The organism is Anoxybacillus sp. UARK-01 (genome assembly GCF_002075365.1).
Classification (GTDB): domain Bacteria; phylum Bacillota; class Bacilli; order Bacillales; family Anoxybacillaceae; genus Anoxybacteroides; species Anoxybacteroides rupiense.
Genome location: NZ_NASY01000049.1, coordinates 84,230 through 98,165, shown reverse-complemented (window position 1 = coordinate 98,165; position 13,936 = coordinate 84,230). Strand labels below are relative to the sequence as shown.

11 protein-coding genes and 1 CRISPR repeat array are annotated in these 13,936 nt (G+C 39.8%); all 11 genes read left to right on the top strand.

Going from position 1 to position 13,936, the window contains the following annotated elements:
• Nucleotides 1–276: 276 nt before the first annotated feature.
• Nucleotides 277–704: direct repeats of the CRISPR family, unit length 30 nt; unit sequence GTTTGTATCTTAACTATGAGGAATTGAAAT.
• A 203-nt stretch (nucleotides 705–907) separates the two neighbouring features.
• The 11 genes from B6A27_RS19505 (at nucleotide 908) to B6A27_RS15475 (ending at nucleotide 13,902) form a co-directional block, all read left to right on the top strand.
• Nucleotides 908–1,132, top strand: a complete 225-nt coding sequence (locus B6A27_RS19505; protein WP_483294918.1) for a PaaD-like zinc ribbon domain-containing protein — start codon at nucleotides 908–910, stop codon at nucleotides 1,130–1,132.
• 152 nt (nucleotides 1,133–1,284) lie between these two features.
• Nucleotides 1,285–2,085, top strand: coding sequence for an enoyl-CoA hydratase/isomerase family protein (locus B6A27_RS15520; protein ID WP_080862583.1), 801 nt, complete (start codon nucleotides 1,285–1,287; stop codon nucleotides 2,083–2,085).
• Between the two features lie 123 nt (nucleotides 2,086–2,208).
• Nucleotides 2,209–3,786 carry a benzoate-CoA ligase family protein gene (locus tag B6A27_RS15515; protein ID WP_080862582.1) on the top strand — a complete coding sequence of 526 codons (1,578 nt, stop codon included), beginning with the start codon at nucleotides 2,209–2,211 and terminating at the stop codon, nucleotides 3,784–3,786.
• A 31-nt stretch (nucleotides 3,787–3,817) separates the two neighbouring features.
• A complete protein-coding gene (locus tag B6A27_RS15510) occupies nucleotides 3,818–4,267 on the top strand; it encodes an acyl-CoA thioesterase (protein WP_066148495.1) in 450 nt (149 codons plus the stop codon).
• A 104-nt stretch (nucleotides 4,268–4,371) separates the two neighbouring features.
• Nucleotides 4,372–6,153 (top strand): adenine deaminase C-terminal domain-containing protein, encoded by a 1,782-nt coding sequence (locus B6A27_RS15505; RefSeq protein ID WP_080862581.1) that lies wholly within the window; start codon nucleotides 4,372–4,374, stop codon nucleotides 6,151–6,153.
• 654 nt (nucleotides 6,154–6,807) lie between these two features.
• Nucleotides 6,808–8,487: a ribulokinase gene (locus B6A27_RS15500; protein ID WP_080862580.1), complete on the top strand. Its 1,680-nt coding sequence runs from the start codon at nucleotides 6,808–6,810 to the stop codon at nucleotides 8,485–8,487.
• A 1-nt stretch (nucleotide 8,488) separates the two neighbouring features.
• On the top strand, nucleotides 8,489–9,169 hold the full coding sequence (gene rpe / locus B6A27_RS15495) for a ribulose-phosphate 3-epimerase (RefSeq protein WP_080862579.1): 681 nt from the start codon (nucleotides 8,489–8,491) through the stop codon (nucleotides 9,167–9,169).
• Nucleotides 9,170–9,190: 21 nt separating this feature from the next.
• Nucleotides 9,191–10,123, top strand: coding sequence for a ribokinase (gene rbsK, locus B6A27_RS15490; RefSeq protein WP_080862578.1), 933 nt, complete (start codon nucleotides 9,191–9,193; stop codon nucleotides 10,121–10,123).
• 259 nt (nucleotides 10,124–10,382) lie between these two features.
• Entirely contained in the window at nucleotides 10,383–11,948 is a 1,566-nt protein-coding gene (locus B6A27_RS15485; RefSeq protein WP_080862577.1) for a sugar ABC transporter ATP-binding protein, read from the top strand.
• The gene (locus tag B6A27_RS15480; RefSeq protein WP_052661035.1) at nucleotides 11,945–12,925 is read left to right on the top strand and encodes an ABC transporter permease; all 981 of its coding nucleotides are present in this window, start codon (nucleotides 11,945–11,947) and stop codon (nucleotides 12,923–12,925) included. Before B6A27_RS15485 ends, B6A27_RS15480 begins: the two co-directional genes overlap by 4 nt.
• A gap of 17 nt (nucleotides 12,926–12,942) precedes the next feature.
• Nucleotides 12,943–13,902: an ABC transporter permease gene (locus B6A27_RS15475; RefSeq protein ID WP_080862576.1), complete on the top strand. Its 960-nt coding sequence runs from the start codon at nucleotides 12,943–12,945 to the stop codon at nucleotides 13,900–13,902.
• The last annotated feature ends 34 nt before the right edge of the window (nucleotides 13,903–13,936 follow it).

The window sequence follows — 13,936 nt, the reverse complement described above, 5'->3', positions numbered from 1 at the left end:
GTTTAAAATTTTACTGGGATGAATTGATAAGCCGGATTGATATAGCTTATTGGTCATGCGATCCCCTTCGGATCGCTACGGGGTCTGAACAAAGCACAGATAAAAAATAAAGTCGTCGACCTCCAATGGCGTAAAAATCCCTGGAGATCGACGACACATACATTTTGAATGAAACGGTTGTCCGATCAACCATTGCACAAACATGCACCTCTCGTTATAATAAAACTAACAAATCGTTCCAAAAACCAAAAAGCTTAATCCATCAACATTTGTTGGGTTTGTATCTTAACTATGAGGAATTGAAATTTTGGAGTGGATATTGTGAAAGAATGGGCTAAGCAGTTTGTATCTTAACTATGAGGAATTGAAATTGTATGTGGACGGTACCGTTTTTGCCGCTCCCATCAGAGTTTGTATCTTAACTATGAGGAATTGAAATACAAAAACGGCGAAGAGCGAGCGATGAACATCTTTCGTTTGTATCTTAACTATGAGGAATTGAAATCGGAGAATCTTATTTATCTGATCGCGTTTGCTATTAGTTTGTATCTTAACTATGAGGAATTGAAATTGTTTCATAGCTACTACTGCTGTCGTTCCTGCTCCCGTTTGTATCTTAACTACGAGGAATTGAAACCCGTCCGGATTAGCTATTGAGCTAGAAAATATCCTTCGTTTGTATCTTAACTATAAGAAATTGAAATATCGTGTGGGATGTTAAGGGATTAGCTGAAAAAGAACGCAGAGCCAGTGTATGGTTCTACGTTCTTTTTTATATAACTTAAACGATCGTTACTTTTTTGTTGAAAAAACAACCTATAAAAAATACAGATAGAATATAGATGTATTAAATAAATACAGGATATTTTTTGTTTTATTGTTGACAATATTCAGACGATTAATTATTATGTTTTATATACGATATTTACAAAAACATAATAAAAAGGGGTGCCTGAAAATGGATAGGCAAGAGGCGGTGTATTGCTCATTTTGTCATTCGGTGGATGTGGCAAAAATGTCTATGTTTGGAACTGCGCAGCTTGTTTCGCAATATTACTGTCATCAATGCAAAAGTGTTTTCGAATGGGTGCGATGGCGGAGGACATTGGATGAAGTAGAGGAAAAGCGATGAAAATCTGAGGGTGCGCTTTGCCTTTTGAACCGCTTGTTAATGGAAAGATTGCTTGTGGAAGGATGCGAAAGCGGCAAATTTTTAATGGATGTTGCAGCATTCATGTGTTCAGTATGGAGCGATGGATGACTAATCTATTTGGAGGGATGGGTATGGCACAAGAAACAGTCACAAAAACGAAAAATTTAACAGTGGTGAAAAACGAAGGGGTGGCGGAAATTCATTTGCACATTAACAAATCCAATTCTTATGATCTCGCCTTTTATCAGGAGCTGAATGCGGCGATCGACGACATTCGGTTTGATCCAAACATAAAAGTGGTTGTGCTGATGAGCGATATGCCGAAATTTTTCTCAGCGGGGGCGGATATCCATTTTTTACGGGCAGCGGATCCGCGGTTTAAAACGCAATTTTGCTTGTTCTGTAACGAGACATTAGATAAAATCGCGCGCTCTCCTCAAGTGTATATCGCTTGTTTAGAAGGGCATACGGTTGGGGGAGGCCTGGAAATGGCATTGGCGTGCGATCTTCGGTTCATGGGAGAGGAGGCAGGAAAAATCGGACTGCCGGAAGTGACGCTGGGAGTGTTGGCGGGAACAGGAGGTACGCAGCGGCTGGCGCGTCTGGTTGGCTATTCTCGTGCGTTGGATATGAACATTAGCGGGGAGACGGTGACGCCGCAAGAAGCGCTAGAGATCGGGCTGGTAAATAGGGTATTTCCACAAGCGGAGACGAGGGAACGGACGCTGGAATATGCGCGGAAGATCGTCAACAGTGCAACTTATGCGGTATCGAATATTAAGCTATCGATTATGAATGGAAAAGAAATGCCGTTAAATGTGGCAATTCGTTACGAAGGGGAGCTACAAAACTTGTTATTCCGTTCGGAGGATGCGAAAGAGGGATTGAGCGCCTTTTTAGAAAAACGCCAGCCAAATTGGAAGGGAATGTAAAGGGTAGGTTCGTGAATGAGGCCCCGGAAATGGATTGGTTAAGCCTATTTCTGCGGGCTTCCTGCTTCGGTTTCTGCATGGGTCCACTTGATGTCCAATTTTAAAATAATGGGATGGTGAGCCATGGAATTACGCGGACTAGGGATGCTTTATAATGCAGGGAATTTGTTTATTGATGACCATATCCGTAATGGATTAGGAGAAAAGACGGCGATTTATTATCGCGATCAGCAAATTTGTTATCGCGAGCTTCAGGAGAGAACGAATCAAACGGGGAATATGCTGCGGGCACTTGGATATAAATTGGAAGATCGTATCATTATGGTATGCCATGACGGCCCGGAATTTATTTACACATTTTTTGGTGCCATTAAAATCGGGGCTGTGCCAATTCCGGTTAACACGATGATGCAGCCGTCTGATTACGAATATTTTTTAAATAATAGCCGCGCCAAAGGGTTGATTATTCATGCCGATCTTTGGGAGACGCTTCAGCATTTAAAGGAGCGGTTTGTGTTTTTAGAGCATGTGATCGTAATTTATGAAAGCGCTGACATTAAAAGGGATGGCACCCTTGATTTTTATCGCTTGCTTGATCGCGCCAGCAAGGAGTTGGACGTTGCCCCGACAAATAAAGACGATGCAGCATTTTGGCTTTTTAGCTCCGGCAGCACGGGAGAGCCAAAAGGGGTGATCCATTTACAGCACGACATGGAATATGCATTGAATACCTATGCTAAGCAAGTGCTCAAAATCACCGAAGATGATCGTTGTCTCTCCGCATCGAAATTGTATTTTGCTTATGGACTGGGCGGAGGCCTGTATTTCCCGCTCGGTGTCGGTGCTTCTACGATTCTTGTGAAAGAACGCCCTTTGCCGGAAATGATATTTGAAGCTATTGAAACGTACAAGCCAACCATCTTTTTCGGTGTTCCGACACTATATGGAGCGATGATTGATTATGTGCAAAAAACGGGGAAACAGTTTGATCTTCGTTCCTTGCGTGTGTGTGTTTCTGCTGGGGAGGCCCTTCCGCCTGCGTTTTATCGAAAATGGAAGGAACTGTTCAATGTGGATATTTTAGATGGGATCGGATCTACAGAGGCGCTTCATATTTTTATCTCCAATCGGCTGGGCGATATTAAAGAAGGAAGTTCAGGAAAAGTGGTACCGGGTTACGACGTAAAGATTATTGATTCGCAAGGAATGGAATTGCCGCCTAACGAAATAGGCGATCTGGTGATTCATGGCGATTCCATTGCTCACGGCTATTGGAATCTTCATGAGCAAAATAAGAAAAAATTTGTTGGAGACTGGTTGTATATTGGCGATAAATACTATCGTGACGAGGATGGATACTATTGGTATTGCGGGCGTTCCGATGATATGCTCAAAGTGGGAGGAATATGGGTTTCTCCGATTGAAATTGAAAATTGCCTTTTACAGCATGATGATGTTTTGGAAGCTGCTGTCGTGAGCATTGAAAATGATCGGAATCTTACCATTCCGAAAGCGTTCGTTGTGCTGAAAGATGGAATAGAACCATCGAAAGAAAAGGAAGAAGAGCTAAAACAATTTGCGAAACAACATTTAGCCCACTATAAGCATCCGCGCGTGATTGAATTTATTGATCAGCTTCCGAAAACCGCTACTGGAAAAATTCAACGTTTTAAATTGCGAGAATTATTGAAGCATCAATAAGAGGAAGGAAACCATTGAAGGGGCGATGGGCATGAAAAGAAATGAATTTCAGCTCCGTGTCAATTTCGGCGATACCGATACAGCTGGAATTGTCTACTATCCTAACTATTTTAAGTGGTTTGATATCGCCGGACATCAATTTTTCCGAAGCATTGGACTGCCGCCTTTAAAACTAATGAAAGAACAGCAAATTATCCTTCCTCTTCTTCAGGCCGATTGTAGATTTGAGCATCCATTGTATTACGATGATGTTGTAACCATTAAGACGGAAGTCGAGGAAATTAAACGTAAAACGGTCAAATTAAAACATGAAGTGTTCCGGGGAGAGATGAGAACGGGTTACGGCTTTGAAGTGAGAGGCTGGGTAAAAGAAGACAGCGGCCGCATCTTTGCTGTCCCCATTCCTGATGATGTCCGGAAGCTGCTTGAAGAAGAGGGAATGGGACCGTGCGTTCAAGTAAATCCATGGCTTCATGCTTGAGGTGTGCTTGTATTTTTTTAAAAGCCAAGAGCGTTTATCGCCTCCTTGGCTCTTTTTCACTGTGGGTAAAAGAAAGCCATATATTGAAAAACGGAGGGAGTCCATTGATAAGAAAAGCGAAAAGAACCGAACTAATAGAAGTGGCTCAAGGCCGCCGCCCCGCTGATCTTGTCATTCAAGGCGGAATGGTTGCTAATGTTTATTCTGGAGAGTTTTTGCAGCAAAATGTTGCCATTTATCAAGATACGATTGCCTATGTTGGGGAGAAGGATGTGACAGTAAATGATGAAACCATTATCATGGATGCAAGCGGAATGTATGTCTCTCCCGGATTTATTGAACCACATGCTCATCCTTGGGTTTTTTATAATCCTGTTAGTATGACAAAAAAGGCATTGTCTTTAGGCACTACGACGACCGTGAACGATAACTTGTTTTTTTATTTGCACTTGGGAGCTGACGGATTTAAACAATTAGTCCGTGATCTGCAAACAATGCCAGGCAACTTCTTTTGGCTTGTTCGCCTTGTTTCACAAGCGGATTTCCCTGGGGAGCGCGATTGGTTTCAACCAAAAGAAATTCAAGCGTTGCTTTTTATGGATGAAGTCGCCGGGACGGCTGAAGTGACAAGGTGGCCATTATTGTACGAAGGCGATCCAGTTTTAATGGAGACAATCGAAATCGCGAAAAAAATAGGAAAAATAGTAGACGGACATACGGCCGGCTGTTCTTATGACAAGTTAAATAGTATTGCAGCAAGCGGCGTCGATGCTTGTCATGAAGCGATTACAGCGAAAGAAGCGCTTGATCGGCTACGGCTTGGGATGTGGACCACGCTTCGCAACAGTTCTCTCCGTCCGGATTTTCCGGAGATTATTCGTCTTATTACTGAGGGGCGGGTCAATACACAACGAATTACCATGACGACAGATGGGGCTCATCCTAGTTTTATTGAAAAAGAAGGTTTTGTGGACGGATTGATTCGAAAAGCGGTCGAACTTGGAGTGCCGCCGATGACGGCTCTGCAAATGGCAACGATTAATGCGGCGACATATTTGCGCCTTGATGATCAAATTGGAGGAATAGCGCCGGGCAAGCTTGCTGATATTGTACTTCTGCCTGACCTAACCACTTTTAAACCGACTTTTGTCATCTCGAAAGGAACACTTATTGCTCAAGACGGGCAGCTGCTCACGCCATTCCCAGAAATAAAATGGAATAAGTATGCGACAAAAAAGCCATTTTTGTTTCCAAAAGAGCAATTAGCGGATGAACGCTTGTACTGTTATCCGCATTTGTCGGCTCACCGCTCTGTCCCTGTTGTTTCGCTTAAAAGCAATGTCATTACAGAACGAAGAGACGTTGTTTTACCATCGGTGAATGGATATGCGGATCTTTCTAAAAGCGAAGGGCTGCTTTATGCCTCGCTTATTGCCCGCGATGGGCAGTGGGTAGCGAAGGCGATTTTAGATCGATTTGCAGTGAATCTTGATGGTATGGCGTCGACGTACAATACAACAACTGAACTGCTTGTGATCGGCAAATCCCCGAAGGCAATGGCTATTGCGGCGCAGCGAGTGCACGAAATGGGCGGGGGTGTGGTGGTAGTCGACCATAACGAAATTGTCGTCGAAATTCCGTTGCCGTTTACAGGGATGATGACGATCGATGATTCGTTTGAGGCAGCGGTTCGTTACCACGATCAACTGCTGCATGCTCTTCAGAAAAGAGGCTTTCCTTTCCACGATATTTTATATACGCTGCTGTTTTTAACATGTGATTTTCTGCCGGGGCTTCGTCTTATTCCGTATGGTCTATACGATGTAAAGCGCAATGACATTTTGCTCCCGGCACAGCTGTTATCCGACTGCCTCTTGCAGCATTAGCCTGCATTTTATGGTGACTCTTACATGTCGCTTGATTGTGGTCCTTTTCTCATCTGGCGGACTCGCATCAGAAAAAAGGGCGATTGATTATGAAAAAATGGTTAAGACAGAGTCGTCGATCTCTAGGTATACCCAAAACCTAGAGATCGGCGTTATTTTTTTGGCTGGATCGATATAGAACTTATCATTACATAACCAAAAAATCTTAACTTATGATGCCATTAATTTACGGCCGGAAGGTAAGTCGATGGCTTGTCCCTCACTATTGAAAAAAATCTTTCATTTTTTTTGTCTTTATCCGATTTGTTCGGTTTTTAAAGTCATAATTCTACAAACAAGGACTTTTTCCTAGATTTATTATAAAGAATTTGTTTATCAGGCGTAAACAAACTTTAATGTTCTTTTGTTTATAACATAAAAATGCTGAAAAGATTTGATTTTATATGAAAAAAATTAAAAATAAATATGCTTGATTCTAATAAAATAAACTAAGTACTAAGCATCTTAATTTATTGTACAAATTGTAAAAAAAACAACAAAAACAAAATAACATCAATTTAAAATTATATAAAACAAAAATAAAAACAAAAAAATTATTGAAAAACAAAAATATCTGAATTAAAATAATAATCAAACAAATAGAGGTGAGGGTGCTTGAACGATAAGTATGTGTTTGGGATTGATTTTGGTACCGAATCTGCTAGGGCGGTACTAGTCCATGTGCAGTCTGGAAAGCTGATAACGGCAGCTGTTGGCTGCTATCCTCATGGGATCATAACAGAGAAGCTGCCGGGATCAGAGCAAGAGCTGGAACGAAATTGGGTATTGCAGCATCCTGAGGATTATTTATACGCCCTAAAGGACACTGTTAAGCGATGTTTGGAACATTCCCGGATTGATGTAAAAAATATAATAGGTATTGGTATTGATTTTACTGCAAGTACAATTTTACCCATCAAAAAAAATGGACTCCCTCTTTGTTTAGATCCGAAATATAAAGAGAATCCACATTCTTGGGTGAAGCTATGGAAGCATCATGCCGCGCATAAAGAAGCAGCACTAATCAATCAGATATCTCATCAACGCCAAGAATATTTCTTGCGAAGGTACGGTGGAGAAATATCTGAAGAGTGGATGCTTCCAAAAATTCTGCAAATATTGCATGAGTCCCCAGAAGTATATGAAGCTGCCGATAAATTTATTGAGGCAGGAGATTGGATTGTAATGCAGCTGGTAGGATCAGAGAGACGAAGCTCATGTATGGCAGGATATAAAGGAATGTGGAGCAAACAAATTGGTTTTCCTTCTGAGGAATATTTCCAAGCAATCCACCCTCGTTTCAAACATTTTACTAAAGAAAAGCTGAATGAACGCATTTATCCAGTCGGTTCAAGAGCAGGTTTTTTAACGAAGGGGATGGCGAATGAATTAGGACTGACAGAAAGTGTTGCGGTTTCTGTCAGCATGATTGACGCCCATGCTGCTGTACTGGGTGCGGGGGTAACCCAACCAGGGAAAATGGTGTTAGCGATGGGAACATCCATCTGTCATATGTGTATAGATCGCAGAGAAATTTTTGTCCCTGGTATTAGCGGAGTAGTAGAAGATGGCATTCTGCCAGGGTATTTTGGTTATGAAGCTGGTCAGAGTGCAGGAGGAGATTCACTCTTGTGGTTTATAAAAAATGGTGTTCCTTCTCATTTAATGGATGAAGCTGTCAGATCAGGAGATTCTATTTATCAAATACTGGAAGATAAAGCATCGCGCTTACGACCTGGAGAACATGGTTTAATTGCGCTAGATTGGTGGAATGGTAATCGTTCTATTTTAAAAGATGCCAATCTTAGTGGACTTATTATTGGGCTCACTTTACAAACGAAACCAGAGCATCTATATAGAGCTTTAATGGAGTCTTTGGCTTTTGGAACGAAAAAAATTTTAAATGCCTTTTGTGAAAGCGGTATCAAAATAAATGAAATATATGCCTGTGGAGGACTAGCAGAGAAAAATAAATTATTAATGCAATTATTCGCAGATATAACAGGTAAAAAGATGTATGTGGTTACATTACCATATGCTAGCGCAATGGGAGCGGCAGTATTAGCGGCAACGGCAGCAGGAAAAGAAAATGGTGGATGGGACACGATTGAAGAAGCTATGTATCGTATGATTCATTATGAACCGATTGTTTATCAACCTAATGAACAAAACAAAGCAATCTATCATCAATTATTTACATGGTATGAATTTCTTTATGACTATTTTGGAAAAGAATCGATGCTAATGAAAGAGATTTTAGCCATTAAGAATCAAAAAAGATCTAGGGAGAAATAGTATGGTGTTAATTGGACCATCTCTTATGTGTGCGGATATGGGGAATTTACGGGATAATGTTAATCGTTTGGAACAAGCAGGAGTAGATTATTTTCATTTTGATATTATGGATGGGAAATTTGTACCTAATTTCACAATGGGACCTGATATGATAAGAACACTAAGAAATTCCACAAATCTTCCATTTGATATCCATCTAATGATTGAAAAACCAGAGGATTGCTTAGAACTATTTATTGAATCAGGAGCAGATATGATTTCCATACATGTAGAAGCCACTGTCCATTTGACAAAAACGTTGCAAAAAATACGGGATAGCGGCTTAATGGCTGGGGTAGCGTTAAATCCCTCAACTCCTATTGCTAATATTGAATATGTTTTAGATATGGTAGATTACATCACAGTAATGACTGTAAATCCAGGATTTTCTGGACAAAAATTTATACCTCTAATGAAGAAGAAAATCAAAAAGTTGAAACAACTCATCGCAGAGGAAAACTATCATGTGAATATCCAGGTAGATGGAAATATAGGCTATCATACGATGCAAGAAGTTTTAGAAAACGGAGCAGATATGTTGGTGCTAGGAACATCTTGTCTGTTTAATTCTACACAATCCTTAGAAGATGCAGTTTTACAAATCAAACGATTTATCCATCATTGTCAAACGCATATGAGATAAATCCAGAAGGTGAGGAGAAACATGAATGATATTACAGTGGTGGGGAGCATTAATATTGATATCGTAGCGCGTACTGCTCGCTATCCTGCTAAAGGAGAGACCATCTTTGCAGAAAAAGTGGAGTTATTGCCGGGAGGAAAAGGAGCTAACCAAGCAACGGTCTGTGCACGTTTGGGGAAAACGGTTCAACTGATTGGAATGATAGGACAAGATTGGTATGGAGATATAGTGTTAAAGGCATTGCAAAAAAACGATATTGATACAACCTATATTAAGCGAATCCGAGACGTTGCAACTGGATGTGCCATTATTACTGTTGATCGCACAGCAGAAAATACCATGTTCGTAGTAAAGGGAGCAAACGATCAATTAAGAGATACAGATGTTTGTGAAGCTTTTTCAAAAATTTTTGATAGTAAAATTTTATTGGTTCAAATGGAAATTCCAGCAGAAGCAGTCATTCAATCTATGATAGAGGCAAAAAGGAAAGGAATGTTTGTGATTCTTGATCCTGCACCAGCCGAAGGAATAACGGTACGCGCGTGGGAGCATGCAGATTTAATTATTCCGAATCGTCAGGAGACAAAAGCGTTAACTGGAATAGATGTTATGTCAGTGGATGCAGCATATGAGGCAGCAAAGCATTTTCAATTAATGGGAGTGAAGAATCTGATTATCAAAATGGCTAATAAAGGCTCCTTTGTGTGTGAAAATGGAAAATGTGAATATATTGAAGCCATTTCCGTGAAGTCGGTCGATACAGTTGGCGCCGGCGACTCATATGCTGGGGCGTTAGCATGCTCGATAGCTGACGGTCAAGAACTTATAAGGGCTGCGCAATTTGCTACCATTGTTAGCGCATTAAAAGTAACGAAGTGGGGGGCTCAAGCCGGCATTCCAACTATTGAAGAAGTAAATGAATTTTGCAGACAAAGAAATTTAACATATTATTAAAGATTTCATGAGCCATAACTTTTGGATGTATATAACGAAAGATTTTTCAAGGATTAGACGCTTGAATAAAGAAACGTTTCTTAAGGTTTATGAATTGCTCTCACAGCACATCGTTCGAATCTTTATGGCACATTTGCATAACGAAGATAAGTCTAGAAAATGGTCTTTGACTGTCGACTTTCTAGAAAGTGATAGTTAAATTTTTAAAGCGATATAGAGACAATGTGAGTGAACCGAATCAAGAGAAAGAGGGATAGCCATGTCTGAATATTTATTAAGGATGGAGCATATAAGTAAAACCTTTCATGGAATGAAAGCGCTTGATCATGTAAGACTAGAAGTTAAAAGAGGAGAAATCCATGCTTTAATTGGTGAAAATGGTGCTGGAAAATCAACATTAATCAAAATATTAGCTGGGGTCTATCAGCCGGATTTTGGAGCTGAATTTTATTTTGAGGGTAAGAAAGTAGAGATCAAAAAGCCGATTGACGCCGTCTTGAAGGGCATTTCCATTATATATCAAGATTTGAGTCTATTTCCTAATCTTTCAGTAGCTGAAAATATCTGTATAGGAAAGGATGTTTATAATAAATCATGGAAAAGAGTCAATTGGAACGAAATAAAAAAAATAGCTCAAAAAGTATTAAACGAGCTTGATTTTCAAATTGATTTATATACACCCGTCGAAAAGCTAAGCATTGCTCAACAACAGTTGATTGAAATTGCAAGGGCTTTAGCATTTGATTCTAAACTCATTGTCATGGATGAGCCTACTGCTTCCTTATCTTCTAGTGAAGTAGAGAAACTTTATCATATTATCGATAGGCTTAAACAAAAGGGAATATCTGTCATTTTTGTAAGTCACAAATTAAAAGAACTGTTCACGGTTTCTGATCGATTTACTGTTTTACGCGACGGAAAATACGTAGGAACCTATTTAAAAGAAGAGATGGATGAAGAGAAGCTTATTACTTTAATGGTTGGGCGCAAGGTCCAGTATGAAAGAAGTCAAGCTGTTAACCATAAGATCGGAAATGTAATATTAGAAGTTAGAAATTTATCAAAAGAAGGGAATTTTAAGGACATCTCTTTTCAGTTAAAAGAAGGAGAGGTATTGGGGATTACTGGATTAGTAGGTTCGGGAAGAACGGAACTTGCTCAGGCTATATTTGGGGTTAATAATCCCTATAAAGGCGAAGTGAAAATTCAGGGGGAGGCGGTATTCATCTCGTCACCTGAAAAAGCTGTGAAAAATGGGATTGCTTATATTCCTGAAAATAGAAAGATACAAGGGTTAATTTTAGAACAATCAGTGATAAACAATATTTCTATCTCTATTTTGAAAGCGCTTCGAACTAAGCTGGGCCTCATTCAGCGAAAAAAAGAAGTTGATTTAGCAGAACGCTATATTCAAGCAATTGACATTAGACCAGCAGCGCCTGAAAGAAAGGTTGGCCAATTATCAGGAGGAAATCAACAGAAAGTAGTCATAAGTAAATGGTTGGCAACGAATCCAAAAATACTGATTATTGATGAACCGACGAGCGGCATTGATATTGGAGCGAAAACAGAAATTCATAAACTTCTTCGTCAACTTGCGTCTGAAGGGATGGGAGTCATTGTTATCTCTTCGGAGCTTCCAGAGATTTTAGCAGTGAGTGATCGTATTTTAGTGATGAAACATGGTCGAATAGCGGGAGAATTAAACATTCAAGAGGCTACACAGGAAAATATCATGAACCTTGCATTGCTCGGAGCTAGCCCGGCAAATCATCATGGAGCTCTTTCAACAGTTACTCAACCAAGCAAGGGGGCGATGATGTGAAAAGTATAATGAAAAAGGAAGCGAGTATAGCGGTTATCATCATCATACTTTCTATCGTCCTATCCTTTATCAATCCTGTTTTTCTAACCATTGATAATATCCTTGATATTCTTAAAGGAAATGTTGTCCTTGGCATATTAGCCATGGGAATGACGTTGGTGATTATTACAGGGGGCATTGATGTATCCGTTGCAGCTGTGACGACAGCCGTTTGCGTAGTGATAGGGAAACTTTTAGTGATGGTTCCTGATCATATAGGGGCGCTATTCTTGTTGTTGGTGATTGCTTGTTTGCTTGGAATAATATTAGGAGGAATTAACGGATTTCTTGTGTCAAAGATCGAAATACCTGCGATTGTAGTGACGCTTGGAACAATGAGTATGATTAACGGAATCGTTTTATATGTTACGAACGGACAGTATTTAAACAGCACAGATTTCCCTAAAGTTTTCTTGAAATTTTCTAATATCAAAATATTGGGTGTTTCAATTTTAATATGGCTGTTTTTTTTGATTGCTATTCTAACTTGGTTCCTTTTAAAACACACTGTGATGGGTCGGGAAATTTTAGCGATTGGCGGAAATAAAGAATCAGCACTTAGAGTAGGAATTAATTTCAATAAGGTTCAAATTTTCGTTTTTGCTTATATGGGATTTTTGGCGGGAATCGCCGCTATTGCGCAAATTTCCTACACTAAGGCTGTAGATCCTAATGGATTGTCTGGGTTAGAACTATCTGTGATTGCGGCTGTAGTACTTGGTGGAACGAATATTATGGGAGGGAGAGGAACGGTTATCGGGACAATATTGGGGGTTCTTTTATTAGGTATCATACAAAATGGACTTATCTTAGCAAGAATTGATATTTTTTGGCAAAAGGTAGTGGTGGGGCTCATTATTTTATTAGCAGTTTCGTATGATCATATTCAATATAAACGAGCTCAAGCCCAATTATCCAGAATAGAAATAGATTCATAAAAAAGGAGGGAATAGGAGTGAAGATAGCGTTATCAAAAGAAAATATACTTGGTTTAATAGCTTTAGCACTTTTTGTCGTCATGACGATTATAGCGCCAGGATTTTTAAGTGCTGAAAATATAAATAACATGATGTTTCAATTGCCGGAATTCGGATTGCTGGCATTGGGAATGATGGTGGTGATAATAACGGGTGGGATTGATCTTTCGATTACCTATACTGCAGCGCTCTCAGGGGTCTCCATTGCTATGATGCAAAGCCATGGCTATCCTATGATGATATCGATTTTGGTTGGGATACTAATCGGCTTAGCTTGCGGATTTATGAACGGCTTTATTGTCACGAGGATAGGAGTTTCCCCCATCTTAGTGACATTAGGAACCATGATTTTGTTTGAGGGGGTGATACTCAGTATAACAAAAGGAAATTCAATCTCGGGTTTTAGCGATTGGTATAATTTGATTGGAAATGGCTACTATTTAGGGCTCATTCCTTTATCTATGATTATTTTTATCTTCTTCGCTGTTGTAACATCCGTTCTTTTAGGAAAAACATATTGGGGGCGATGTGTGTACATGATAGGAAGTAATTCTGTAGCTTCTCTCTTTTCAGGAATCAACACGAGTCGAGTGATTTTAAAAGTATATCTGTATGCCTCATTTTTAGCTGCTATATCTGCTATTATTATGACTTCCAGATATAACACCGCCAAAGTGGATTTAGGTTCTTCTTACCTTTTGCAAAGTGTGGCAGCTGCTGTTTTAGGAGGCACGGAAATTCAAGGGGGATACGGGAAGGTGGTTGGAACCGTATATGCGGTTATGATTTTTCAAATCCTTTCAAATGGATTAAATTTGTTAGAAGTTCCGCGCACCATTGTGAACGTGATTATGGGAGCGATTTTAATCGCTGTGCTTGTTATTAATTTTGCTAAAACCAAATTGGGAAACAAGGACAGGATGCAAGTTACTTCTTGAGCACTTTACTGTTGAATCGTTTGCCTAAATAGTA

Coding starts and splice junctions, on each gene's coding strand:
- rpe (WP_080862579.1), top strand. CDS start 8,489: ATGGTGTTAATTGGACCATCTCTTATGTGTGCGGATATGGGGAATTTA.
- rbsK (WP_080862578.1), top strand. CDS start 9,191: ATGAATGATATTACAGTGGTGGGGAGCATTAATATTGATATCGTAGCG.
- B6A27_RS15515 (WP_080862582.1), top strand. CDS start 2,209: ATGGAATTACGCGGACTAGGGATGCTTTATAATGCAGGGAATTTGTTT.
- B6A27_RS15520 (WP_080862583.1), top strand. CDS start 1,285: ATGGCACAAGAAACAGTCACAAAAACGAAAAATTTAACAGTGGTGAAA.
- B6A27_RS15510 (WP_066148495.1), top strand. CDS start 3,818: ATGAAAAGAAATGAATTTCAGCTCCGTGTCAATTTCGGCGATACCGAT.
- B6A27_RS15485 (WP_080862577.1), top strand. CDS start 10,383: ATGTCTGAATATTTATTAAGGATGGAGCATATAAGTAAAACCTTTCAT.
- B6A27_RS19505 (WP_483294918.1), top strand. CDS start 908: ATGTTTTATATACGATATTTACAAAAACATAATAAAAAGGGGTGCCTG.